This window comes from Pantoea coffeiphila (genome assembly GCF_016909495.1).
Lineage (GTDB): Bacteria > Pseudomonadota > Gammaproteobacteria > Enterobacterales > Enterobacteriaceae > Erwinia > Erwinia coffeiphila.
In genome coordinates this window covers 151,484-177,074 of the sequence record NZ_JAFBFW010000006.1, presented here as the reverse complement: position 1 = coordinate 177,074, position 25,591 = coordinate 151,484, and the positions used below count along the sequence as shown (strand labels likewise).

Genomic DNA, 25,591 nt, shown 5'->3' with positions numbered 1-25,591 from the left:
GATGGAGTTTTGAACGAAAAAAATAACTCCGCAAATCTTTAGCAGAAAAAATGCTTAGCCGTGAAAGCAGAGTAAGCAGAGTAAGCAGAGTAAGCAGAGTAAGCAGAGTAAGCAGAGTAAGCAGAGTAAGCAGAGTAAGCAGCCTGTCCACCTGGTTAGATTAGGGCAAGCTATTATTCGGATTAAAAGGGGCCACGGTCATCCCGGAGCCCCCAGAAAGCGGCAAACGTCTGCCGCCGCTTTAGTCGTTAAGGCAGGCTGTAAGCGATAATGTCATCGCCGCGCTCGCTGGAGTGCGGCGAACCTCCGGCAAAGATCACCACGTACTGCTTGCCGGTTTTCGCTGAACGGTAGGTAATCGGGCCGCTCTGGCTGCCCACCGGCAGGCGAGACTTCCAGATTTCCTCACCGTTGTGGCTGTTAAACGCCCGCAGGTAAAAGTCCTGAGTACCCGCAAAGAACAGCAGGCCGGAACGCGTGGTCAGCGTCGGGCCGAGCGTCGGCATCCCCAGCGGCATTTGCAGACCGACCGGAATACCTAACGGTCCGGTATCCTGCACGGTGCCCACCGGAACCTGCCACACCAGCTTGTGGGTTTTCAGGTTAATCGCCGACAGCGTACCGAACGGCGGTGCCTGGCACGGCACGCCGAGCGGTGACATCAGACGCTGACGCATGGAGCCGTAAGGCAGCCCTTTCTGCACCACGATCCCCATCCCTTCACTGCTGCCCAGCCCGGCTGGAATATCCTTCGCCGGGACCAGATAGTGATACAGGCCCAGACGCAGATCGTTGACGTAAAGCAGGTCAGTCGTCGGGTCAACGGACGCGCCGCCCCAGTTCAGGCCACCCAGAGATCCCGGATACTGTAATGCGGTATCCAGCCCCGGCGGGGTGAAGATGCCGTCGTAGCGGCTGGACTTGAAGCGGATGCGGCACATCAGCTGGTCAAACGGCGTGGCGCCCCACATATCCGATTCGGTCAGCGTTTCATTACCGATGCCCGGCATGCCGGTGGAATACGGCTGCGTCGGCGAATAGCGTTCGCCCGGCACGTTGCCCTGCGGCACCGGCTTTTCTTCTATCGGTGCGACAGGCTTACCGTTACGGCGATCCAGCAGGTAGATCATCCCGGTCTTCGACGTTTCCGCCAGCACCGGTGTCACCGTGCCGTCATCGTTTTTCACGTCGTACAGCACCGGGGTGCCGGTCACATCGAAGTCCCACACGTCGTGATGCACGGTCTGGAACGACCAGGCCGGACGCCCGGTGGACACCTTCACCGCCACAATCGAAGAACCGTATTGATCGTCGGCCTCGGTACGCTCTCCGGCATAAAAATCCGGTGTGGCGTTACCGGTTGGCAGATAGACCAGCCCCAGATCGGCGTCGTACGACATGCCAACCCAAACGTTCGGCGTCCCGCGCGTGTAGCCTTCAGGCGACAGCGGCTCGCGGGTGACGTTCGGATTGCCCGGGTCCCAGGCCCACACCAGTTCGCCGGTCACGGCGTTATAGGCGCGAACCACGCCCGGCGGCTCGTTGGTTTCGAAGTTATCGACCACGCGGCCGCCGACGATTACCAGGTTTCCGGCCACCAGCGGAGAAGAAGACTGCTGGTAGTAACCCGGTTTCACCTCGCCCATGCCGATTTTCAGATCGACAACGCCGTTGTGACCAAAGTTGGCTGCCGGTTTACCGGTGTGCGCGTCAATAGCGACCAGACGGCCATCACCCGTGGGGAAGAACAGGCGCTGCGGGCTGACGGAAGCATCGATCGCGCTCCCCGGCTCGGCGACGTTTTTCGCTGTCGTGGCATCAAAGTAGCCGATACCACGGCAGCGCTGATAGGTGGAGTTCCCCAGCCCGGCCTTGTAGCGCCATTTTTCCTTACCGCTGTCGATATCGTAGGAAATCAGCGAGGTATACGCCGTACAGACGTACAGACTGTCGCCAATCTGCAGCGGGGTGTTCTGGTCTTCTGCATCGCCCTTATCGGGGATCACCGCTTCGCCGGTGTGAGCCGTCCAGGCCACTTTCAGGTCTTTGACGTTTGCCGGAGTGATATCGCTCAGCGAAGAGAAGCGCGAACCTTTGTTATCGCCGGACCAGGCCGGCCAGTCGGACTGCGAGGCGTGCGGGTCCGTTTCCGGGATCGCTTTACTGACTACCGCTTCATCGGTGTTACGGATGATGCCCTTCGGCTGGAACGAGCTGATAAACGCGGCAATCACCGCCACCAGCAGCACGCAGCCGGAAACAAATGCCCCGCGCCGGATACCGACACGGCGGGTGAGCAACGGCACGGTAAACGCGATCAGCACCGCGCCCGCCGCCGGGGCAAAAACGCGTGAGAACAGCGGCCAGAACTGCAGGCCGACGTCCCACAATGCCCAGACCGCCGTGTAAACCAGGGTAATGCCAAACAGTACCGCACCGGCCAGACGGCGGCGGAACATCAGCACCCCGCTGCCCAGCAGCAGAATACCGGCGATCAGGAAGTACCAACTTCCTCCAACGCCGATCAGCCAGGCACCGCCGGCCAGAAAGTAAATACCGGCCAGCGTGGTCACCACCGCCACCAGCTTCAGCCATAGTTTGCCGAGTTTCCCCGGGTTGTTCACATCCATAAATTTAGTTCCAAAGAATGAATAGTCAGTTAACTCACTTTGCTTCAGGCAATACCAGCCCGTCTCTTAACACACTGTGTTAAAAGGGATAATCGTTTCATCCACTCACGGGATTGCTGATTGTCAGGCTGGAAATTTTATTGTGTACAAACTTGCACACAATACGACGCAAAGCATAGAACCTCGTGATTAACAAAGTCAATCAAGCTGCTTTACATAAATTTAAATTCGCGACACTAAGGTATTATTTGTGATGCAGATCACATCCTGCATCCCGTCAGCGGGATGCAGGTTTGTCATGAAAGGTGAAAATTACAGCGATGGCAGATTAGCGAACGTAATCCGCGCCGGTAATATCGATGGTTGATCCGGTGGCGTGGCGGCAGCGGCCGCTGGCGAGGAAGGCGATCATCGCCGCCACGTCGGAAGGCGGCGTAACTTCACGCAGCGGAAGGTTTGCCGTGACCGCGGCTTCGCCGACGCTGGCGATATGATCCTCTGCCATCGCCGTGCGCACCCAGCCCGGAGCCAGCGCATAGGCCAGCACGTTCTGATGGCCGTAGCCGCGGGCGATCCCTTTGGTCAGCGCCAGCAGTCCGCCTTTTGCCGCGCCGTAGGCCAGATGTTCCGGCCCGTCACCGCGATGCGAAGATCGGCTGGCCATATTAATCACTATCCCGCCGCCCTGTGGGCTAAAGTGGCCGATTGCCAGCCGACACAGATCGGCGGGGGCCTGCAGATTTACCTGTAAATTGACCTGCCATCCCGCCTGCCACGCTTCGGTATCCTCAAGCGGCGACGCAACATAAATCCCGGCATTATTCACCAGCACGTCTATTCTGTCGGCGCAGCGGAGCGCCTTTTGCCAGAGCGCCGCCGCAGCCTGCGGCTGTGACAAATCCTGCTGAACGAGTTGCAGTCGTCGGGGATACTCCGCAAGCAGCGCCACCGCACTGCGTTCATCGTGACCATAGTGGCCGATCACCGAAGCGCCCTCAGCGTGCAGCGATTTAACAATTTCGCGACCAATCCCTTTGGTAGCGCCCGTGACCAGTACTGTTTTTCCGCTAAGTGAAGTCATCATTCCTCCAGGAGTTATGCCACGGCCTGCGCGCCGGTGATTTCAATCAGTGCACCGCAAAGATACGGTGCTTCATCCGAGGCCAGAAACGCCATGGTAGCGGCAATTTCTTCCGGTTCACCGATACGGCCAAACGGCACCAGCGCGTTTAAATCGTCCAGCGTGCGGCCGCTGCGCGCCAGATTGCTTTCCAGCATCGGGGTTCGCACTTCGCCGGGGCACACCGCGTTGACCCGCACCTTATCGGCGGCGTAATCACGTGCCAGATTGAGGGTAAAGGCGGCCACGGCGGCCTTGGAGGTGTTGTAGGCAATATGCCCCGGCGCGGGGTGCAGCCCCCACTGCGAGGCGGTGTTGACAATCCCCCCGCCGCCCTGGGCGATCATCTGCGGCAGCACCGCGCGGCACATATGAAACAACGCATCCAGATTTACCGTAAAGGTGCTGTGCCAGTCCTCTTCGCTCAGCTCCAGCAGCGGACCACGGCGGTTGATCCCGGCGTTATTGATCAGCACATCAATGCGGGATTCCTGTGATTTCACGTCGGCGACAAATGCCGTGATTTCTGCCGCGCTGGCCAGATCCACGGCGCGCCACTGCGCTCTTCCGCCTTCCTGACGAATACTCTCCGCCAGCGCCGTGGCCAGTTTCGCGTTGCTGTCAACGATCCACACCTGCGCACCTTCTGCGGCAAAACGGCGGCAGATAGCCTCGCCGATGCCACCTGCGCCGCCGGTGACGATGACGTTCTTATTGCTAAAACGCTGCATTTTTCTCTCCTCGTATCGCTGTTGTGCACTGCCCGCTGCCGGAAAAAAGCCAAACTCTCCCCGCCCGCCGCGCTTTTTACGCGCGGCGGAGGGTTTAAAACCGGGGGATCAGGCGTTAATGTCCATATCCTTCAGCAGATTGCGCTGCATAAAGGTCAGAAAACGGTTCTGGAATAGCATGGTATGTTCATGAGCGGCTTTATCGGCCGCGTCGGCGTCTCCGGCGCGGATCACCGCGATCAGCTCATCGTGATCGCGGCCCAGCTTCTGCGGTGCATCCTGACTGGTCATAAAGTCAAACTGCAGGTGCTGGATGCGCTGGCCCTCGGAAAGTAGCTTATCGTAGTAGGTCGCCAGGTAGTTGTTGCGACCGGCGGCGGCGATGGCAAGATGAAAGGCTTTGTTCTTCTCCGTCATCGCGCTGAAGTCGCCCTGATAAACCTTTTCCATATACTCGGCGTTCGCCGCTTCGATTTTAAGCAGATCGGCTTCGCTGCGGTGCTTCGCCGCCAGCCGCGTCACCGCCCGCTGGATCAGATCCAGCGCGGTGATGTAGTTCGGAAATTCCTCAATTTCAAACGGCGTCACGATGGCGGTACGGTTCGGCAGAATCGTCACCAGTCCTTCACTCACCAGACGCGCCATCGCATCGCGCACCGGGGAGCGAGACAAACCAAACGTGTTCGCCAGCGAAATCTCGTCCAGCTGTTCGCCGTGCTTCAACTGTAGCGTCAGGATCTGCCGACGCAGCTCTTCATAAATATAGCGCCCGCCGTGTCGGCGGCCGGTGCTTTCTTCTTTATCGCTAGGTTTCATCGCTCTTTCCCTGACTGAGAGTCAATTAATACAAAAACGGCCTCAGGATAATGCCGGTCCCCAGGTATCGCTGAGCATAAAGCCCGCCGCGAGCGGGTCGTCAGGATCAACGCCTAACTGCTGAATGCCGTACACCCAGGCCCGCCCGGTGACGCGCGGCAGCACCGCCAGCTTATCGCCGACCTGAGTACGCCCGCGCAGCTCTACGCGAAACTCACCGTTAATCGTTGAACGCGAGGTCAGGCGATCGCCCACTTCCACTTCACCGCGCGCATCCAGTACAGACAGGTTAGCAGAACTGCCCGTGCCGCAGGGCGAACGATCCACCCGCCCCGGCGGCAGCGTGGTGCAGGTACGCCAGATTTTGCTTTCCTCACGCTGGCGGAACATCACATAGGCCACGTCGTTAATTAACGGCAGCAGCGGATGGCGAACCTGGATCTGCTGGTTAATTGCCTGGCAAAACGCCACGCCGTGGGTTGCCAGCTCGCGGGCATTGTCCGGTGAAATCGTCAGGCCGATCTGCTCAACGTCAATAAGCGCATAATAGACGCCGCCAAAGGCGATATCGGCGGCGATCTTACCAAAGCCGGGAATATCAAACTCGCGGTCCAGATGTTCAACAAAGGCAGGCACCATATCCAGCGACACGCTCACGCAGCGCCCGTCGGAACAGGCCGCTACCGCCGTCACCAGCCCGGCGGGGGTATCCAGCACCACGGTGGTTTCCGGCTCCTGCATGGCAATCATCCCGGTTTCCAGCAGCGCGGTAACCACGCAGATGCAGTTGCTGCCGGACATTGGATGCGCCTTATCGGCCTGCAAAACAATGAACCCCGCATGTGCGCCCGGCACCGTCGGCGGCAGCAGCAGGTTCACCGACATTTGCAGGCAGCCGCGCGGTTCCAGCATGACCAGGCGACGCAGACTGTCGTCCACCTCGTTGATGTAGTTCATTTTATCAAGCATGGTGGTACCGGGAATATCAATCACTCCCGAGGTGATCACCTTGCCGATCTCCCCTTCACAGTGCACATCAATCAGCTGTAATGTTTTTTTCCAGCGCATGGCGTTATCTCTTATTTAATGTACCAGCCCCACGGCTCGTCGCTGTCGTAACGGGTGATCTGCTTGGTTTCCAGATAGTTGTTCAGGCCCCACTCGCCCAGCTCGCGGCCGATGCCGCTCTGCTTATAGCCGCCCCACGGCGCTTCGGTGAAGGTGGGCTGCGAACAGTTAATCCATACAATCCCGGCGCGCAGTCTGCGGGCTACGCGTTCGGCACGCGCCAGATCCGGCGACATCACCGCCGCGGCCAGGCCAAAGCGAGAACGGTTAGCGGAGGCCACGGCTTCGGCTTCATCATCGAAGGCTCGCACGCAGACCACCGGGCCGAAAATTTCCTCGCGCCAGATGTCACTCTCTTCAGACATATCGGTGAAAATCGTCGGCTGCAGGAAGTAGCCTTTGTCGTGGCCGTTCGGTCTCTTCCCGCCGCTGAGCAGGGTCGCCCCCTGCTCGATGCCGCGCGCGATCGCCGCCTGCACTTTTTCATACTGTGCAGCATTGACCAGCGGCCCGAGCAGCACGCCGTCGGCCATTCCGTTGCCGATGCGGATGCGCTCCGCTTCCTCCACCAGCCGGGCCAGCAGCGCATCATACAGGTTGCGCTGCACCAGCACCCGCGAGGTCGCCGAGCAGACTTCCCCTTTATTCCAGAAGATGCCGAACAGTATCCACTCCACCGCTTTTTCAATATCGCTGTCATCAAAGATGATAAATGCCGACTTGCCCCCCAGCTCCAGGCTGACATTTTTAATCTCTGCGGCGGCGGCCTGCATGATTTTTCGCCCGGTAGGCACGCTACCGGTGAAGGCCAGCTTATCGACATCGGGATGTTCAGTTAACGGCGAGCCAGCATCAGCCCCGAAGCCGGTGATCACATTGAGCACGCCCGGCGGCAGCTCGGCCTCACGGGCGATGTCCGCCAGCTGGAGTGCGGTCAGCGGCGTGACCTCGGAGGGCTTCAGCACTACCGTGCAGCCCGCGGCGAGCGCCGGGGCCACTTTCCACGCCGCCATCAGCATCGGGAAGTTCCAGGGGATAATCGCCCCACAGACGCCGACCGGCTCTTTGCGCGCCACGGAGCTGAAGCGCTCGTCAGAAAGCGCCACCGCCTTTTCCTGCTGCGCATCCAGCTGTTCGGCCAGATCGGCATAGAAATCAAAACAGTAGGCGGTATCGCCGATATCCCACAGTGCTTCAGGCAGCGGTTTGCCGTTGTCGCGCACTTCCAGTTCGGCCAGCGTCTGCTGCCGGTCGCGGATCAGGCTGGCGATGCGGCGCAGATACCCGGCGCGCGCTTTGCCGCTCAGTTCCGGCCAGCCGCCGTGGTCGAAAGCGTTGCGCGCGGCCTGCACCGCCCGGTCCACGTCTTCAGCCGTCGCGGCGGCGACCTGCGCAATGGCGGTTTCATTCGCCGGGTCAATCGTATCAAAGCTGCCGCCGCGCACCGGGGCAACCCACTGGCCGTTAATAAAAAGCTGGTTGGTAAAGGTCATGAACGGTCTCCTGACATAAAGCGATAGGCGCTGAAAGGGGTAAGATCCTGAGCGGGCACGCGAAGGGCAGCAAGATCGGCAATCAGCCGTCCGGTTGTTGCGCCCAGCGTCAGCCCGAGCTGGCCGTGGCCAAAGGCCATCAGCACGTTGGTCAGACGGCGCGAACGGTCAATGATCGGTTTGGTGTCCGGCAGGAAGGGACGGTGCCCGACGCCGAATTCTTTATCGGCCACGTTGAGCTGCGGCAGCAGCCTTCGGGCCTTCTGCAGGATAATCTCGGCGCGCTGGAAGTTCGGTTTCGCATCGGCACCGGCAAATTCAATGGTGCCGCCGATCTGCAACCCGCGGGTCATCGGTGTGAAGCAGAAGCCGCCGTCGGCATAAATTACCGAATGGTGAAACTCGACCTCGGGCTGCGGCAGCAGCGCCTGATAGCCGGAAATGCCGGTCAGCGGCACGCGTACGCCAAGCTGGTCGAAGAAGCGCCTCGAGCCGGTGCCGGCAGCCACCACCACATGATCGGCGGGCAGCTGGCGGCCATCGTTCAGCGTCACGCCGCAGGCCAGACCGTTCGCTTCGTTGATTGACTGCGCTTCGGTGTCTACACGCACGCCGCCCTGACGCACAAACGCATCGGTCAGCGCGGCAATAAAGCCTTTGGTATCGCTGACGGCGCACCAGTCCGGGAACAGCACGCCGTGCGAGAATTTCCCCGCCAGCGCAGGTTCCAGATCGGCAATCGCCGCGGCATCCAGCGTCTCGGCCTTAAAGCCAAGCTGCTCGCGCAGGCGCAGGTGCTCAGCTTCCGCCGCCAGGCCGCGCGGTGAATCAAACACTTCAATGACCGGGCGCTGCCCCAGCAGCGTTTTGTCCGGGCACATCGCCAGCAGCGTGGCAAAATCTGGGTAAACCTGATGGGTCAGCGTAGCCATCGCATGGGCAATGGCGTCGATGCGGCTGTGGCGCGCGTTGGCAACAAAGCGCAGAAACCACGGCAGCATGGCCGGTAACGCCGCCGGGCGCAGCGCCAGCGGCCCGGTCTGATCCAGCAGCCAGCCAGGAATACGTTTTAAAATACCCGGTTTGGAAAGCGGGATCACTTCACTCACCGCCATCTGCCCGCAGCTCCATTTGGCGGTGCTGTCGCCGGGTGCAGCCGGGTCGATCAGCCACACCTGATGCCCCTCTTTTTGCAGCCAGAGCGCACAACAGACGCCCACAATACCGCCACCAATCACCACCGACTTTTGTGTAATCTGCTGTTTTGACATAGTTGCCACTCATTAACCGGCTGGCGCGCACGTTCTGCCCGCCAGCCGAAACCTCAATTGTGATTAGCGCTGGGATGCTTCAAATACCTGGCGGAATGCCGCCTTCTCTTCCGGGGTTAACGGCTGTAGCGGCATTCTGGCATTACCCGCCTTAAACCCAGCCAGCTCGCAGCCGTATTTCACCTTCTGGATAAACTTGCCCTCTTCCATGCTGGCCATCACCGGGAACAGCGTACGCATCACATCCTGTGCACCGCGTAAATCGCCGCTGCTGAATTTACGATAGAAGTCGACGATTTGATCCGGGAAGCAGTTGGCCGGTCCGCAAATCCAGCTGCTGGCACCCCACATAAAGAAATCAAACGCCACATCGTCGGAGCCGCAGGAGAGCTGATACTGCTCTTTATAGCGGTGACCAATTTCGACCGCACGCAGCACGCTGCCGCTGCTTTCTTTAATTCCGACCACGCGTGGATGATCTTTAAACGCTTCCAGCACGCTGAAACCGACCTCCACGTTGGTGCGCACCGGATAGTTATACAGAACCACATTGATGTCACTGAATTCATCAAGAATCGCCTGATAGTGGCCGATCAGCTCCTCCTGGGAAGGCAGCGCGTAGTACGGCGGAGCAATCAGCAGGTTGTGATAGCCCGCGTCAACGGTCTGCCGCACCTGCTCCAGCACTTCGCGGGTACAGGAACCGTTCGCTCCGGCGATCAGCGTGCCGCGATCCCCCACCACCGTTTTCACCGTTTTCAGCACCTGACGGCGCTCCTCGTTGGTCAGGGCATAATATTCGCCGGTGGAGCCGAGCGGCACAAAGCCGTTCACGCCCGCTTTCAGTTGATACTCCAGAATATCGGCCAGCTGCTGGTGATCGACCGCGCCTGCGGCATCAAAAGGGGTGACCAGGGCCGGTAAAATACCTTGTAGTTTCATCGTTACTTCTCCTGTTGACAGTTAAAGGGCGTAACGCCGTAACAAACGCGACTCGACCACGCCCACCAGGCGCGTTAAGGGGAATGCCACAACGAAATAGATCACCGCCACGGCCGTCAGAAACTCCACCGGGCGCGCGGTACTGTTGGAAATGCTTTGCCCCACGAACATCAGATCCGCCACGCCGACCGATGAGATCAGCGCGCTCTCCTTGAACAGCGCAACCACGTTCGACAGCAGCGTGGGCACGGCGCGCAGCAGCGCCTGGGGGAAGATGACGTAGAGAATTTTGGCCGTTGGCGTCAGGCTCAGCGCCACGCAGGCATCATGCTGTTCCCCGGCGATGGATTTCAGCGAGCCGCGAAAGGTTTCGCTGGTGATCGCCGCCATATACAGCACCAGCGACAGGGTGACGCACAGCCACGGGGCGATATTGAGCTGGAAGACCACCGGGAAGCAGAAAAACACCCAGAACAGCTGGATCAGCAGCGGCGTGCCGCGAAAAAACTCTACGTACAGCGTCACCAGCCAGCGCAGCGGCCGAAACGGCGACAGGCGCAGCAGGCTGACAATAAAGCCCGCCAGGCTGCCGATTACCGCGCAGCTCAGCGTAAAGGCCAGCGTCAGGCCCAGGCCCTGTAACAGCACCTGCCAGTAGGAAAAGACCTGGGTGAAATCGAGTGTCATCATCTGAGCCTCAGCGTTCTGTGGCCGCATCCTGGCGGCGTTCAACCCAGGCAACCAGCTGGGAAATCGGCAGCGACAGCGCGAAGTAAATCAGCGCAATCAACGAGTAGGTTTCCAGCGGACGGTAGCTTTCGGTGGCGATATTTCGGCCGACGTACATCAGATCGGAGATGGCGACAATCGCTACCAGCGCGCTCTGCTGCAAAATCGAGATGCCGTTGGTCATCAGCACCGGCAGCGCATTGCGTATCGCCTGCGGCAGCACCACGTAAACCGTCTGCTGGAAGCGATTCAGGCCCAGCGCAATCCCCGCATCGTGATGCTCGTGCGGCACCGCCTGTACCCCGGCACGATAGGCTTCGGCATTAAACGCCGCCAGATTCAGCCCCAGCGCCAGATAACCCATATAGATCGGGTCAATAAACAGGTTGAACATGATCGGCACGCAGTAATAAAACCAGACGATTTGCAGCAATACCGGCGTGCAGCGGAAAAACTCAATAAATAACTTCGTCGGCCAGCGTAATATCGCCAGCGGGCTCATCGCCATCAGGCATAAAATAAAGCCAAAAACAAGGCCGAATATATTTGCCACCAGCGCCAGTTCGAGTGTTACTTTTAATCCGTCCCACAGCGACCCCAGATTTCCCTGCAGGAAATGAAAGTCAAACTGATAGTTCATAATTAACCTCATTAATCCAGATGCAGGACTTTTTCCAGAAACTCACGAGTGCGTTTTTCTTTCGGGCAGGTAAATAGCGAATCAGGGTGGCCCTGCTCAACAATTTTCCCGTTAGCGCAGAACACCACGCGGGAAGCGATATTCCGCGCAAAGTGCATATCGTGGGTGACAATAATCATCGCCATTTTTTGATCGGCCAGCTGCATCATCACGCTTTGCACTTCGGTAACCATTTCCGGGTCAAGCGCCGAGGTCACTTCATCAAACAGCATCAGTTCCGGCTCCAGCATCAGCGCACGGGCAATGGCTACACGCTGCTTCTGGCCGCCGGACAGCTGGCTGGGATAAGCGCCGATCTTGCTTTCCAGCCCAAAGCGGGCCAGTAGCGCCCGCGCTTTTTCCACCGCCACCTTTTTCTCCAGCCCGTGGACTTTCATCGGTGCCAGGATCAGATTGCTCAAAATGGACAGATGCGGAAACAGCGTGTAGTGCTGGAAAACCATGCCGATCTTTTTCTGAATATTCGCATCAACGATTTTTGCTTTTTTGGCCTTATCACCGACGATATAGTGCTGCTTATGGAAATTGATCGTCCCGCCCTGAATACCTTCCAGTCCCATTAACACACGCAGCAGAGAACTTTTACCACTTCCACTCGGCCCGATAATAACCAGACGATCGTCGCTTCTCATGGTGAGGTCAAAATTATCCATCACCACTAATTCTCCATAGGCTTTATTCACTTTTTCCAGCTGAATAAATTCGCCTTTATTAAATTCATTGAGAAATACAGGTCGGTTATCTTGCAGGCGCGTGGGTGCGGCCGCCAAATTACTTGAGGCATTCATAATCATTCCTCCGCTGCGTGCGGAATGCACACGGTTAATTAAGTGTCAGAAATTCATCACGCCTTATTTTGCGGCGTTGGCTTCCATCGAGGCTTTATTGACCAGCTGATCGATCTCGCCGGTGGCACGGCGCTGGGTCAGATAGATATCAATCACGTCCCGGTCGGCTTCGGTGATAGATCGCGGCAGCCCGAAGGAAACACCCTGCTTCGCCAGCGCCGGAACCGGCAGGATCTCTTTCGCCCAGTCCGGGTTAGCCAGCGCGAACAGGTGGTTGGTATCGCTGGCGTCCACCAGCACATCGGCGCGGCGGGCCATCAGCGCCAGGCGGGTTTCATCATTGCCGGGCAGGCGCATAATCGTGCCTTTCTTAATCGCGGCGGTGACCGCTTTATCCTGCGAGGTGCCGGACATCACCGCAAAGGTCACGCCGGGTTTGTCGAGATCCGCTAATTTGTTGGTCACCCCTTCCATTTTGGGGTTCTGCTTATTAATCAGGAAAGAGACCTGATAGTCCTGCGCCGGTGCCGAGAACGCGACCGCCAGCGCGCGCTCCGGGGTCTGATTTAATCCCAGCGCCATATCCCACTTGTCGCTTTGCAGCCCGGCGACCAGCGTATCCCAGTTGGCATCGACAAACTGCACCTTCACTTTTAAGACGTTTTCACCAAAATCGCGGCAGAGTTCAGCAAAATAGCCGCTGTATTCGCCCGATTTGGCATCACGCATCACATAGGGTGCTGCCGTTGCCGCGCCGCAGCGCAGGACGCCCTTTTGCTGAATGCTCTGCCAGAAACCGACGGCTGCCGAAGCGGGAAGAGATGACGCCAGCAGAGCACTGCCCAGCGCCAGACAACAGGAAAACTTTTTGAGATGTGATAAACGAACACTGACCATAAAGACCTCGTCCAAACGTTGATGTTGCGAACAGGAACAGTTAGGTGGTGCTTATTTCTTCATTCATGTATGCAATTTTGTATGCATCGCTGAATGAGAGAATAGAAGCACGAAATTAACAAAGTCAACTAATACGGTTTACTTATGATCAAAGTTTGACGCCGATCGCCACTCGCGTGTGATCGGCTTCATAAAAGCGGGGATGACGAGCGGGTTACAGATCGAGCGCCTGGAGGAATCGTTCAAGAATGGCATTAGGCCGACGCCCTTTTCGGGTGACGATGGCAATTTTACTGCTGAAGTTCAGCCGCGATGGCGCAACGGCGCGCATTAACTTTTTCTCCACCCACTGCGCGGCAAAGTGATCGGGCAGGTAGCCAATAAAGCGCCCGGTGAGGATCAGAAACGCAATGCCTTCGCGGTCAGAAGCGGTGGCCGTGCAGTTCAGCATCTGGTGTAGACCGATGGTTTCAGCCGTCATGCGAAAGCTCGGCGCAATCGCATCATACTGCGCCAGAAGATCGTCCCCCGGATCGCTGTATCCGCTGAAAAGCGGATGCGTACTACTACAGTAAAGCTCTGATTTTTCATCGTAAAGATGAGCATAATCCAGCCCGGAAACGGGAGATGTCAGCGGCAAAGCACCGATATGCAGACGACCGTCCATCAGCCCGCGCTCTATTTCAGCGGCCGTACTCATGCTGATATTCAGGCGAATATCCGGCCCGATCTCCCGCAGGGAATCCAGTGCGTGGGTGATTTTCATCTTTGGCTGGGTGACCAGATTATTGATAATGCCGATGTTAAATTCACCGCGCAGCTGCTTGTGCATCTGGTTCACCTGCTGACGAAACCCTTCAATGGCCGCCATCATGCTGTCGCTGTGGCGCAGAATTTCGCGCCCCTCATCGGTCAGGGCAAACCCGGCGCGCCCGCGCTGGCACAAACGCATGCCGAGGCGCTTTTCCAGATCGCTCATATGCAGGCTTATCGCCGAGCGCGTAATACCCAGCAGACTTTCAGCGGCAGAAAAGCTGCCGCATTCGCAGACGGTTTTGAATATTCGCAGTAGCTTGAGGTCAAAGTCAGTGACCTGGGCGAGAGATTTGCTTTTCATATAGGTGAGTTATTCCATAACTAAAGATGCATTAATAGGCATTTAACTTAACTGATACTTAAATGCAAACTCTTCCTACACCCGTCAGGAGGAAAAATCATGTCAGAAGCCGTTAACACCGCATCTCTTAACCTGCAGGCGCACTGGATGCCGTTCAGCGCCAACCGTAACTTCCATCGCGATCCGCGCTTTATCGTTTCGGCAGAGGGGCGCTGGCTGACGGATGATAAAGGCCGCCAGATTTTTGACAGCCTGTCCGGGCTGTGGACCTGCGGCGCAGGCCATACCCGCAGCGAGATCCAGAGCGCGGTCAGCAAACAACTTGGCACCCTGGACTACTCGCCGGGCTTCCAGTATGGCCATCCGCTGTCGTTCCAGCTGGCAGATAAAATCGCCCAGCGTATGCCCGGCGATCTGAATCACGTGTTCTTTACCGGTTCGGGTTCTGAATCCGCCGATACCGCCGTGAAAATGGCCCGGGCGTACTGGCGCGCCAAAGGCCAGCCGTCGAAAACCAAACTGATTGGCCGCGCGCGTGGCTATCACGGCGTGAATATTGCCGGCACCAGCCTGGGCGGCATTGGCGGCAACCGTAAAATGTTCGGCCAGTTTATGGATGTTGACCATATCCCGCATACGCTGCAAACCGACCTGCCCTTCACGGCGGGTATGGCGGAAACCGGCGGCGTGGAGCTGGCCAATGAGATGCTGAAGCTGATTGAACTGCACGATGCGTCCAATATCGCCGCGCTGATCGTTGAGCCGCTTTCCGGCTCCGCCGGGGCGATTATTCCACCTCGCGGCTATCTGCAGCGCCTGCGCGAGATCTGTACCCAGCATAATATCCTGCTGATCTTTGATGAAGTGATCACCGGCTTTGGCCGCATGGGGCGCTGGAGCGGTGCCGAATACTTTGGCGTCACCCCGGATATGCTCAACTTCGCCAAGCAGGTGACCAACGGCGCGATCCCGCTGGGGGGCGTGGTGGCCAGCAGCGAGATCTATCACACCTTTATGTCGCAGCCGCTCCCCGAGCACGCGGTGGAGTTCGCGCACGGCTACACCTATTCCGCGCATCCGGTCGCCTGCGCCGCCGGGCTGGCCACGCTGGATCTGCTGGAAAACGAGCAGCTGATCGCCCGGTCGGCAGAGCTGGCCCCGCACTTTGAACGCACGCTGCACGCGCTGCGGAGCGCACCTAACGTGATTGATATCCGTAACTGTGGCCTGGTGGGGGCGATTCAGCTGGCACCGCGCGACGGCGACGCCGCCATCAGGCCGTTTGATGCCGGTATGGCGCTGTGGAAAGCCGGTTTTTATGTGCGCTTTGGTGGCGATACGCTGCAGTTTGGCCCGATGTTTAACACCGAGCCTGCCGAGCTGGATCGTCTTTTTGATGCCGTGGGCGAAGCCCTGCACCACATTAACTGAGGGAAATGTCATGACTGTTATCACCCATCTGATCAACGGTAAAATTCGCCAGCCCGATGGCCGCACTGCCACCGTTTTTAATCCGGCTACCGGCAAACCCATCCGCCAGGTTGAACTGGCCAGCGCCGCCACGGTCCAGGAAGCGATTGCCGCCGCCAAAGCCGCTCTTCCCGCGTGGCGCAATCTGCCTCCGGCGAAGCGCGCTCAGGTGCTGTTCCGCTTCAAGCAGCTGCTTGAGGAACATCAGGAGGAGATCGTCCAGCTGATTAGCGAAGAACACGGTAAAACGCGGGAGGATGCGGCAGGCGAACTGAAACGCGGTATCGAAAACGTGGAATATGCCAGCGCCGCCCCTGAGCTGCTGAAGGGAGAATACAGCCGCAATGCCGGGCCTGGGATCGACTCCTGGAGCGACTTTCATGCCGTCGGGGTGGTGGCGGGCATCACGCCGTTTAACTTCCCGGCGATGGTGCCGCTGTGGATGTATCCGCTGGCTATCGCCTGCGGCAATACCTTTGTGCTGAAACCTTCCGAGCGCGATCCCAGCTCCACGCTGCTGATCGCCTCGCTGTTTCAGCAGGCTGGCCTGCCTGCGGGCGTGCTGAACGTGGTCAACGGCGACAAAGAAGCGGTGGATGCGCTGATTGAAAGCCCGGACGTGAAGGCGATCAGCTTTGTCGGCTCCACGCCGATTGCCGAGTACATCTACAGCGAAGGGACGAAGCGCGGCAAGCGCGTGCAGGCGCTGGGCGGCGCAAAAAACCATGCGGTGGTGATGCCGGATGCGGATCTGGATAATACGGTCAGCGCGCTGATGGGGGCGGCTTACGGTTCCTGCGGCGAGCGCTGCATGGCGATTTCGGTGGCGGTTTGCGTGGGCAATGCGGTGGCCGACGCGCTGATTGCCCGCCTGACCCCGGAAATCACCGCGCTGAAAATCGGGGCGGGAACCGAATGCGGGCTGGATATGGGGCCGCTGGTCACCGCCGCGCATAAGGAGAAAGTCACCGGCTATATTAATGACGGTGAGACGGCGGGCGCGAAACTGGTGGCGGATGGCCGGTCGCTAAAGGTTGCAGGCCACGAAGGCGGTTTCTTTATCGGCGGCTGCCTGTTTGACCACGTCACGCCGGATATGCGCATCTATAAAGAAGAGATTTTTGGCCCGGTGCTGTGCGTGGTGCGGGTCGATTCACTGGAACAGGCAATCGAACTGATCAACGCGCACGAGTACGGTAATGGCACCTGCATCTTTACCCGCGACGGTGAAGCCGCCCGACACTTCGGCAATGAGATTGAAGTCGGGATGGTCGGCATCAACGTGCCGCTGCCGGTTCCGGTGGCGTTCCACAGCTTCGGCGGCTGGAAGCGCTCGCTGTTTGGCGATCTGCACGCCTACGGCCCGGACGGTGTTCGCTTCTATACCCGCCGCAAAACTATCACCCAGCGCTGGCCAAAACAGAAAGCGCAGGAAGCTTCCCAGTTTGCGTTTCCCAGCCATTAACTGACGGCCCGGCGGTTTCTGCCTGACCAACTTTACAACCCTCTGGCGGCCGGATTTGCGGCCGCCTGTGTGATGATGCTCTCGAAAGATCTGTTGGTATCAAGGCCATTGTTGCGCGGTATGTAACACGCGAAGTATCTCAATCTTTTTCTGACTTTCCCTGAGGCGATAAATCAAAATAAAATGAGAATGGATAACCAGTTCCCTCGTCCCTTCCACGCGTCCGATACGTGCTTTAAGTGGATGGGCGGCTAAACTTGCCGCCTTATTCCCGATCTGCTTATCCAGTTCTATCGCGGCAAAGAGATTTTCTTCCGCGATATATTCGCGAATTCTCTGTCTGTCCTGACTGGCCAACCGCGTCCATGTGATTTCCATTGTTTGTCAGCCCATTTTCTTTGTTGCCTGCTTACGCCATTCAGCTGCTGCTGCCTCAACAAATTCCGCGGAGAAAACGTCACCGCGATCGGCCTGTTCAATTCCCGCCTGAACCTGTTGACGAAACCATTCATCATGCTGCCGCTGCACCGTTTCTCGCATGAAATCTCGTATCAGCTGCGATCCATTACGGTCCATCGCTTTAGCGGCTTCAAGAAAGGCGGCCTTTAGTTCAGCATCAATTCTTAAATTCAGGGTTGCCTGTGTCATTATGCACCTCGTCGTTACGCTGTATCTACATGGTAACACTTCATTCTCACGTCGCTTCATTTTTAATTAGCGCCAGCTTGTTCTCAGGCAGCATCTCTCACCAAAAATACTACTTACCAATAACATTTATTTTTGTAAAATAAATCATTAAATATCATCACACTAATGACATTTTCATCGTCAAAACCATCTGACTGACTAAAAAATAATGTGACCCTTCTTCCAGAATCCACTTTGTCCTCTGGCAGTCTGTTACCGGTATCCCGCAGAATAGAATATATAATCCCAATTGAATATATATTCAGGAGTAGAAATGGAACCGGTTCACAAGCTGTCCGTGCGGGAAAAAATCTGTTTTGGTCTTGGAGATTCGTCCGCCAATATCTTCCTCGGCATGACGATGATGTTTCTACCCTATTTTTACACCGATGTTTTAGGCATTTCGGCAGCGGCGATGGGCCTGCTGTTTGTTATCGCACGCCTGGTGGATGCGTTTTACGATCCGTTTATCGGGAACGTAGCGGACCGGATGCAAACCCGGCACGGGCACTACCGCCCGTGGCTGCTGTGGCTGGCGGTGCCGTATGGCCTCTCCTGCCTGCTGGTGTTCCTGGCACCCGATTTTTCCCCAACAGGGAAACTGGTGTATGCCTATGCCACCTACCTGTTCCTGATCCTGATGTATGCCTCCACCGTGGTGCCTTATGTCGCGCTGCTGTCGGCGCTGACCAGCGATCCACAGGAACGACTGGCTGCCAATGCCTGGCGCTTCCCGCTGGCGAAGATGTCTTTCCTGATCTGTTCAGTAACGGTACCGATGTTCGTTGCCTGGTACGGCAAGGATAATGAAGCGCAGGCCTACATGGTAGCGATGAGTATGATTGCCGTGCTGGCTACCGCCATGATGTTGAGCTGTTTCTTCGGCACCAAAGAACGAGTGAAACCGGCATCGCTGGCGTCAAACGTTTCCTTTAAGCAGCAGCTGCGCATCTCGCTGTCTGCCCGCCCGGTGGTGATTTTTTACATCTTCAAAATCACCAGCTCAATCGCCTTCGTGATTAAGGGCAGCGCAACGATTTACTTTGTGAAGTACTTCCTTGGCCGCAGCGACGGCTTCGTTTCCGGGCTGCTTTCGGCCACCGCTATCGCCGGTATTATTGCGCCGATGATCGCCCTGCAGCTGATTAAACGTAAGAAAGTCAGCGCACTGGGCACGCTGAAGCTGGCCCAGTCCGGAGGCTGCATCGCCGCACTGGCGCTGTTCTTTGTCAGCCCGGATAACATCTGGCTGGCGGTGGCCTTACTGGTAGTCTCTGTCCTGCTCGCTGAAATCGGTGCCATCACCGCCTGGGCGCTGCCGTCGGAATGCGCGGACTACTGCGAACGTAAAAGCGGCCTGAAGATGTCCGGCTTTATCGCCGCAGGCACCCTGTTCACGATGAAAATCGGCCTGGCCATCGCCGGTGGCCTGGTGGGCTTTATTTTAAGTATGAGCGGCTATCACGCCGGCGTTGCCATCACCCCGGAGATTTTGAAAGGCATTATCTTCCTGATCGCTGGCGTACCCGCCATTTTCCACGGCATCAGCGTGGTGCTGTTGATGTTCTTTAATCTGGATGACAGTCAGGCGGCGCAGGCCCCTGTATCACAGCCACACCAGCCCGGCATTCACTAAGCAGAGGAACCCTGAGATGTTAGTTTCCCCTTCCACACTTAATATCGCGAAATGGTCACGTGCCGAATTCGTGTTTAAAGCAGAAAGCGATCCGGCGCATTTTACCCAGTCATGGGTAACAGCCACCTTCAGCAACGGCGATGACCAGAAGGTAGTGCGCGGGTTTTACGATGATGGCGGCCGTTTCCTGCTGCGCTTTATGCCACAGAGTGAAGGCATCTGGACGTTTCGAACCGAGAGCAATATCGCCAGCCTCAGCGGCATTACCGGCAGCGTGAACTGTACGCCAGCCGGGGCTGAGGCCACTGGCCCGATTGAAACGGATGAGACTTTCCATTTCCGCACCGCCAGCGGCAAAGCCTGGTATCCGTTCGGCACCACCGCCTACGTCTGGAACTATCAGTCGGACGCGGTGCAGGAGCAAACGCTGGCCTCGCTGGCGGCTTCACCGTTCAATAAAATCAGAATGTGCGTGTTCCCCAAGCACTACACCTATAACTTTAAAGAACCGCAGCGGTTCCCGTTCCCGGGCAATATCACCGACGGGTTTGATTTTTCACGCTTCGACTGTGCCTTCTTCCACCAGTTGGAGAACCAGATCGACGCGCTGAAGGATCGCGAGATTGAAGCCGACCTGATTATCTTCCATCCCTACGACCGCTGGGGCTTTGCGGAGATGGATGCTGAAACGGATCGCCGCTACGTGGAATATCTGGTGGCGCGTCTTTCCAGCTTCAGCAACGTCTGGTGGTCGCTGGCCAACGAGTTCGATTTACTGCGTAAAAAGCCCATGTCGTTCTGGGACGGCGTGTTTAAGCAGATTACAGCGGACGATCCCTATGGTCATCTTATCTCCATCCATAACTGGCATAACCCGCCGATTCATTACACCAGTAACGACCACTGGTACGATCAGACTGACCCGCTGATTACCCACGCCAGCATCCAGCACCACGATCTGTGGTTTGTTCCCGGCTGGCGCGAACAGTTCAGCAAGCCGATCGTCATTGATGAATGCCGCTATGAAGGGGACGTTGACTGCGGCTGGGGCAATATCAGCGGCCGCAAGATGCTGAACCTGACCTGGGAAGGGGTCTGCGCCGGTGGCTACGTCACTCACGGCGAAAGCTATCTGAGCGATGATGAAATTATCTGGTGGTCGCACGGCGGAAAGCTCAAGGGAGAAAGCCCCGAACGTATTGCGTTCCTGCGCAACATCCTGGAGGAAGGCGAAGCAAAACGCCTGTCGCCGTGGAAGGGCCGCAGCCACTCGCAGTGGGATGTCACCATTGGCCATATGGGGGACGATTACTGGCTGCTGTGGTTCGGCGACAGCCAGCCGGGCTTTAAGCTGCTGACCATGCTGCCGGAAGGAAAAGAATTCGCGGTCGAGATTATCGACGCCTGGGCCATGACCGTGGAGCGCGTGACTGGGACATGGCGCAGCGGCGACAGGCTGCCGCTGCCAGGCCGCCCCGGTATCGCCCTGCGCATGACCGCCGTTTAATCTTCCATCAACGCGCGCGCCGTGGGGTAGTCGGTAATCAGCACGTTAAGATACCCGCCGCTCAGCGCCGCTTTAATCGCCGTCACCTTCTCCTGTCCGCCCGCCAGCGCAATGGCGTGCGGGCAGGCTTTCAGCTGCGCCAGCGTCATGCCAATCGCCGGATCGTCATCTTCGTTCAGCACCGGCTGGCCCGCTGCGTTGAAATAATGCAGGCAGATATCACCGACCGCGCCTTTTTCCGTCAGCGACAGCAGCATGGTTTTATCGTAGTAATTTCCCGAATGGCGCAGCAACTGCGACGGTTCCATATCGCCGATACCGACCACGGCGGTGGTGACTTCATTAAACTTGTGCAGCACTTCGCTAACATCTTTACTCGCCGCCAGCAGATCGCGGCTGGTCACCGAACCTTCAATCGACTGTGCCGGAAGCAGCCACGCGCGGCAGCTGAGCCGGTTTGCCAGGTCCTGGGTCAGAATGGTGGCCTGCACGTTGCCGTTCACGCCTACCCCGCCGAGCAGCTGGATCACGCCATCAACTTTGACCGTCTGCGGATGCATTTCACTGACCATCGCTCTGATGGTACTGCTCCAGGACGAAATCCCGACCAGCTCGCCGTTGCGCAGCCGCGTTTCCAGATAGTGCGCGGCGGCGGCACCGATGGCCTTGCGCACCTGTGCGGCATCGTCATCCTCGGCGACGTCAACGACGATCGCCTGCTGAATGCCGTAGCGCTGCTCAATACCGCGCTCAAGCTGCGGAAAGACGTTATCAGGCTGGACCACACTGATTTTAACAATCCCCTCGCGAACGCTGCGATTCAGCATGCGGGAGACAAAAGACTGCGAAAGATTCAGCGCGGCGGCAATCTCAGCCTGTTTGGAACCTTCGTTGTAGTAAAGGTTGGCGATTTTTACCATCAATCTGATTTCGTTTTGCCTGATCATAAAGCCTCGTATTTAAACAATCCCTACTGCGCAGAGCGTAAGCTAAAGTCAGCACCGTGACACCGGATAATTTCTGCGGTTAAATTGTGATCGCGATCTCAATTGTTCGCTGAACCGATAGTTCGACTGCGTAACTGAGGTCATAATAATAAATATTAAATCAATAGTGAATATATATTCAAGCCAGTAAAGCAAAAACCTGCGAACTGCAGTTAATACGGTTTCAAGACTGAACGACCGCTCACGACGGTCTTTATTTTTACCCCGCATGAATATTTATTCATGCATGAATTAGTATTCAGGAGTAGCAGATGAATCCCTTCAGATATGATGTACCGGAACTGCAGAAGAAGGCTCGCGCCGTCCGTCGCCGTATCATTGAGCTGAACGCCAACAGCCCGGCGGGTGGGCACACCGGTGCGGACCTGTCGCAGGTTGAAATCCTGACGGCACTCTATTTCCGCGTGCTGAACTGCGCCCCGGACCGCACGGACTCAGAGGATCGGGATATCTATATCCAGTCCAAAGGGCATGCGGTGGGCGGCTATTATTGCGTCCTCGCCGAAGCAGGATATTTTCCGACCGAGTGGCTGCCAACCTATCAGCACGCGGACTCGCGCCTGCCGGGCCATCCGGTACGGCAAAAAACCCCGGGGATCGAGCTGAACACCGGCGCGCTCGGCCACGGCCTGCCGGTTGCGGTTGGTCTGGCGCTGGCAGCGAAAAAGAGCAATCACGCGCGCCGCATCTTTGTGGTCACCGGGGACGGTGAACTGGCCGAAGGCAGTAACTGGGAAGCCGCGCTGGTCGCTGCCCATTACGGGCTGGATAACCTGATTATTATTAACGACAAAAATAAATTGCAGCTGGCCGGTGCCACGCGCGACATCCTGAATACCGACCCGCTGGCGGAAAAATGGCGTGCCTTTGGACTGGATGTTACCGAGTGTCGGGGCAACGACATGCAGGACGTCGTGGATACGCTGGAAGGCTTAAAGCCCGCCGGAAAACCACAGGTTATTATCGCCAATACGGAAAAAGGCTTCGGGATCTCATTTATCCAGGGGCAGCCGGAATGGCATCACCGCGTGCCAAAAGGCGAAGAGATCGCGCTGGCGCTGGAGGAACTGAACGATGAGTAATGCAGAACACCTGGCAAGCGTGATGGTTGACGCCTTTATCGACGCCGTGAATGAGGGAATCGATCTGGTTCCGGTGGTGGCCGACTCCACCTCAACCGCAAAAATCAGCCCGTTTGTTAAAGCGTTCCCCGGCAGGCTGGTTAACGTCGGTATCGCCGAACAGACCCTGGTCGGCACCGCCGCGGGCCTGGCGCTGGGCGGCAAAGTCGCCGTGACCTGTAACGCCGCGCCCTTCCTGATTTCCCGCGCCAACGAGCAGGTTAAGGTCGATGTCTGCTATAACAATACCAACGTCAAGCTGTTCGGGCTGAATGCCGGTGCCAGCTACGGCCCGCTGGCCAGTACCCATCACAGTACCGACGATATCGCCATCATGCGCGGCTTTGGCAACATTGAAATCTACGCGCCGTCCTGCCCGGTGGAATGTCGTAAAATCATCGACTATGCCCTGCGCCATACCGGGCCGGTTTACATCCGCCTGGATGGCAAAGCGCTTCCGGTGCTGCACGACGACGATTACGCCTTTGTACCAGGTAAAATCGATACTCTTCGCGAGGGGTCGGACGTGGCGCTGGTGGCGCTGGGATCAACGGTACATGAGGCGGTCAACGCGGCTGAGATCCTTAACGAGCAGGGTATTTCTGCCAAAGTGATTTCCGTGTCTTCGGTGCGTCCGTGCGATACTCAGGCGCTGTTTGAGCAGCTGAAAGACGTGTCGTACGTGGTATCAGCTGAAGAACATAACGTTAACGGCGGCGTCGGCAGCCTGGTGGCGGAAGTGCTGGCGGAACACGGTCTGGGCATTCGCCTGAAACGGCTGGGTCTGGCGGACGGGCAGTACGCGATCGCCGGCGACCGCGCCGCAACGCGTGACCGGCTGGGCATTGATGCGCAGGGCATCGCCCGCACGGCACAGCATCTTATTCGCGGAGAAAATGTATGACCTCACCGGTGATACTGGCGATTGATGAAGGCACGACCAACGCCAAAGTCCTGGCGGTCAACGGTGAAGGCGAGGTGGTGGCACGCAGCAGCCGCCCTCTTTCGCTGTCTCACCCGCAGCCGGGCTGGTCCGAGCAGGACCCCTGGCAGATATGGCGGGCGGTGAAGGATGCCATCGAAGAGTGTATCCGCCTGAGCGGTGCACCGGTGGCGGGCATTGCCATCAGCAATCAGCGTGAGTCGGTGCTGATCTGGGAGCGGAAAACCGGCGAACCCGTTACGCCACTGATCAGCTGGCAGGATCGTCGTTCTGAAGCCTTTTGTCAGCAGCTGCAGGAAAGCGGCCAGAACGCCAGAATTACCGCCCTCACCGGACTGGCGGTTGACCCGATGTTCCCCGCTGCCAAGCTGACCGGCATGCTGCAATCCATCGCGGACGGCTATCGTCGCGCGCAGAACGGTGAACTGTGCATCGGCACCGTCGACAGCTGGCTGAGCTGGCGACTGAGCGGCGGCGCGGTGTTCGTCACCGACCATGCTAACGCGGCCCGCACTCAGCTCTACAGCCTGGAGAAAAAAGACTGGGACGACGAGCTGTTGGAACTGTTCCACATTCCGCGCGCCGCCCTGCCCGAAACCGTCGCGTCGGCGGAACCCTGCGGTGAAACCGTCGCCGATGCCGCTGCGGGCCTATCTGCTGGCGTGCCGCTGCTGTCCCGCGTTGGTGACTCCCACGCCGCGCTGTATGCGCGCGCCAGGCCCGGCGTGGACACCATCAAAGCCACCTACGGCACCGGATCGTCGCTGATGATGTCCACCGAACGCCCGGTACAGAACGAATACGGTTTAAGCACCACGGTGGCCTGGCACGACGGCACCCTGCGCTATGCGCTGGAAGGCAACATCACCCATACGGGTTCAGGCGCGGCCTGGGTTTCGAAGATGCTGGGCATCGACAGCCCGACCCGCCTGACCGAGATGGCGAAAACGGCCGAATCGAACCAGGGGATTTACTTTGTGCCCGCGCTGTCCGGCCTGGGTGCACCCTGGTGGGATCTGAAGGCTCGCGGACTGATCTGCGGCCTGACCGATGCGGCCACGCCGGAAACGCTGGCGCGGGTGGCGCTGGAGTCGATTGTGTTCCAGATTGCGGATGTGTTCTTCGCCATGGAGCAGGCCTGCGGTCATACCCTGCCGGAGCTTTACGTTGACGGCAGTGCCACCGCCAATCGCTGGCTGCTGCAGCTACAGGCAGATGTGCTGCAACGCCCGCTGCGCTGCGCACCGACGCCTGAAGTTTCTGCATTAGGGGCGGCGGTGATGGCGGGGAAAGCGCTGGGCTGGTGGCAGCATGGCCGAGATCTGGCCGCGCTACAGGGCGGCGCGGTGATCGTGCCGAGGCCGGAACAGGCTGAAGCGATGGTGCAGAGTTACGCAGGCTGGCGGGATGCTATCGCCCGCTGCCGCTTCCAGCCTGGCTGAAGCTGGCGAAC

Annotated in this window: 23 protein-coding genes; 7 read left to right on the top strand and 16 right to left on the bottom strand. The window is 58.0% G+C overall.

All coding sequences use genetic code 11. From position 1 onward, the window contains the following. Positions 1-248 precede the first annotated feature (248 nt). From JOE09_RS19600 to JOE09_RS19540, 13 genes are all read right to left on the bottom strand, one after another. Complete coding sequence (locus JOE09_RS19600; protein WP_205066940.1) at positions 249-2,630, bottom strand: membrane-bound PQQ-dependent dehydrogenase, glucose/quinate/shikimate family; 2,382 nt, start codon at positions 2,628-2,630, stop codon at positions 249-251. Positions 2,631-2,958: 328 nt separating this feature from the next. Next, positions 2,959-3,714 (bottom strand): SDR family NAD(P)-dependent oxidoreductase, encoded by a 756-nt coding sequence (locus tag JOE09_RS19595; protein ID WP_239553192.1) that lies wholly within the window; start codon positions 3,712-3,714, stop codon positions 2,959-2,961. An 11-nt stretch (positions 3,715-3,725) separates the two neighbouring features. After that, a complete protein-coding gene (locus JOE09_RS19590) occupies positions 3,726-4,481 on the bottom strand; it encodes an SDR family NAD(P)-dependent oxidoreductase (protein WP_205066939.1) in 756 nt (251 codons plus the stop codon). A gap of 108 nt (positions 4,482-4,589) precedes the next feature. After that, entirely contained in the window at positions 4,590-5,297 is a 708-nt protein-coding gene (locus JOE09_RS19585; RefSeq protein ID WP_205066938.1) for a GntR family transcriptional regulator, read from the bottom strand. Positions 5,298-5,339: 42 nt separating this feature from the next. Next, a complete protein-coding gene (locus tag JOE09_RS19580) occupies positions 5,340-6,365 on the bottom strand; it encodes a proline racemase family protein (RefSeq protein ID WP_105591904.1) in 1,026 nt (341 codons plus the stop codon). A gap of 11 nt (positions 6,366-6,376) precedes the next feature. Further along, positions 6,377-7,858 carry an aldehyde dehydrogenase family protein gene (locus JOE09_RS19575; protein WP_205066937.1) on the bottom strand — a complete coding sequence of 494 codons (1,482 nt, stop codon included), beginning with the start codon at positions 7,856-7,858 and terminating at the stop codon, positions 6,377-6,379. Then, a complete protein-coding gene (locus tag JOE09_RS19570) occupies positions 7,855-9,129 on the bottom strand; it encodes an NAD(P)/FAD-dependent oxidoreductase (protein ID WP_205066936.1) in 1,275 nt (424 codons plus the stop codon). Before JOE09_RS19570 ends, JOE09_RS19575 begins: the two co-directional genes overlap by 4 nt. Before the next feature lie 63 nt (positions 9,130-9,192). After that, the gene (locus tag JOE09_RS19565; protein WP_105591907.1) at positions 9,193-10,071 is read right to left on the bottom strand and encodes a dihydrodipicolinate synthase family protein; all 879 of its coding nucleotides are present in this window, start codon (positions 10,069-10,071) and stop codon (positions 9,193-9,195) included. A 21-nt stretch (positions 10,072-10,092) separates the two neighbouring features. Further along, complete coding sequence (locus tag JOE09_RS19560) at positions 10,093-10,761, bottom strand: amino acid ABC transporter permease (protein WP_239553191.1); 669 nt, start codon at positions 10,759-10,761, stop codon at positions 10,093-10,095. 7 nt (positions 10,762-10,768) lie between these two features. Continuing rightward, the gene (locus JOE09_RS19555; protein ID WP_205066935.1) at positions 10,769-11,440 is read right to left on the bottom strand and encodes an amino acid ABC transporter permease; all 672 of its coding nucleotides are present in this window, start codon (positions 11,438-11,440) and stop codon (positions 10,769-10,771) included. A gap of 11 nt (positions 11,441-11,451) precedes the next feature. Next, on the bottom strand, positions 11,452-12,288 hold the full coding sequence (locus JOE09_RS19550; RefSeq protein ID WP_205066934.1) for an amino acid ABC transporter ATP-binding protein: 837 nt from the start codon (positions 12,286-12,288) through the stop codon (positions 11,452-11,454). Between the two features lie 63 nt (positions 12,289-12,351). Then, positions 12,352-13,185: a substrate-binding periplasmic protein gene (locus JOE09_RS19545; RefSeq protein WP_105591910.1), complete on the bottom strand. Its 834-nt coding sequence runs from the start codon at positions 13,183-13,185 to the stop codon at positions 12,352-12,354. Positions 13,186-13,399: 214 nt separating this feature from the next. Next, positions 13,400-14,302 carry a LysR family transcriptional regulator gene (locus JOE09_RS19540; RefSeq protein ID WP_205066933.1) on the bottom strand — a complete coding sequence of 301 codons (903 nt, stop codon included), beginning with the start codon at positions 14,300-14,302 and terminating at the stop codon, positions 13,400-13,402. 99 nt (positions 14,303-14,401) lie between these two features. On the opposite strand from JOE09_RS19540, the gene aptA reads away from it, so the two are divergent. Together aptA and JOE09_RS19530 are read left to right on the top strand one after the other, a co-directional pair. Beyond that, positions 14,402-15,733, top strand: coding sequence for an omega-aminotransferase AptA (gene aptA, locus JOE09_RS19535; RefSeq protein ID WP_205066932.1), 1,332 nt, complete (start codon positions 14,402-14,404; stop codon positions 15,731-15,733). Between the two features lie 10 nt (positions 15,734-15,743). Continuing rightward, positions 15,744-17,237 carry a CoA-acylating methylmalonate-semialdehyde dehydrogenase gene (locus tag JOE09_RS19530; protein ID WP_205066931.1) on the top strand — a complete coding sequence of 498 codons (1,494 nt, stop codon included), beginning with the start codon at positions 15,744-15,746 and terminating at the stop codon, positions 17,235-17,237. A gap of 99 nt (positions 17,238-17,336) precedes the next feature. On the opposite strand, the gene JOE09_RS19525 is transcribed toward JOE09_RS19530, so the two are convergent. Continuing rightward, entirely contained in the window at positions 17,337-17,615 is a 279-nt protein-coding gene (locus tag JOE09_RS19525) for a type II toxin-antitoxin system RelE/ParE family toxin (RefSeq protein WP_205066930.1), read from the bottom strand. A 6-nt stretch (positions 17,616-17,621) separates the two neighbouring features. Next, the gene (locus JOE09_RS19520) at positions 17,622-17,885 is read right to left on the bottom strand and encodes a CopG family ribbon-helix-helix protein (protein WP_205066929.1); all 264 of its coding nucleotides are present in this window, start codon (positions 17,883-17,885) and stop codon (positions 17,622-17,624) included. A gap of 313 nt (positions 17,886-18,198) precedes the next feature. Between JOE09_RS19520 and JOE09_RS19515 the strand changes: the two genes are divergently transcribed. Continuing rightward, positions 18,199-19,560 (top strand): glycoside-pentoside-hexuronide (GPH):cation symporter, encoded by a 1,362-nt coding sequence (locus JOE09_RS19515; protein ID WP_205066928.1) that lies wholly within the window; start codon positions 18,199-18,201, stop codon positions 19,558-19,560. Positions 19,561-19,576: 16 nt separating this feature from the next. Continuing rightward, positions 19,577-21,067, top strand: a complete 1,491-nt coding sequence (locus tag JOE09_RS19510; RefSeq protein ID WP_205066927.1) for a DUF5605 domain-containing protein — start codon at positions 19,577-19,579, stop codon at positions 21,065-21,067. On the opposite strand, the gene JOE09_RS19505 is transcribed toward JOE09_RS19510, so the two are convergent. Next, on the bottom strand, positions 21,064-22,014 hold the full coding sequence (locus tag JOE09_RS19505) for a sugar-binding transcriptional regulator (protein WP_200547294.1): 951 nt from the start codon (positions 22,012-22,014) through the stop codon (positions 21,064-21,066). The two genes, JOE09_RS19510 and JOE09_RS19505, sit on opposite strands and share 4 nt — an antisense overlap. A 311-nt stretch (positions 22,015-22,325) precedes the next feature. Here JOE09_RS19505 and JOE09_RS19500 point away from each other — a divergent pair, with 311 nt between their 5' ends. The 3 genes from JOE09_RS19500 to JOE09_RS19490 are packed head-to-tail and all read left to right on the top strand — an operon-like array spanning position 22,326 to position 25,580. Then, on the top strand, positions 22,326-23,156 hold the full coding sequence (locus JOE09_RS19500) for a transketolase (RefSeq protein WP_105591919.1): 831 nt from the start codon (positions 22,326-22,328) through the stop codon (positions 23,154-23,156). Next, the gene (locus JOE09_RS19495) at positions 23,149-24,099 is read left to right on the top strand and encodes a transketolase family protein (RefSeq protein ID WP_205066926.1); all 951 of its coding nucleotides are present in this window, start codon (positions 23,149-23,151) and stop codon (positions 24,097-24,099) included. The genes JOE09_RS19500 and JOE09_RS19495 overlap by 8 nt, the downstream gene beginning before the upstream one ends. Next, the gene (locus JOE09_RS19490; protein WP_205066925.1) at positions 24,096-25,580 is read left to right on the top strand and encodes an FGGY family carbohydrate kinase; all 1,485 of its coding nucleotides are present in this window, start codon (positions 24,096-24,098) and stop codon (positions 25,578-25,580) included. Before JOE09_RS19495 ends, JOE09_RS19490 begins: the two co-directional genes overlap by 4 nt. Positions 25,581-25,591: the final 11 nt, after the last annotated feature.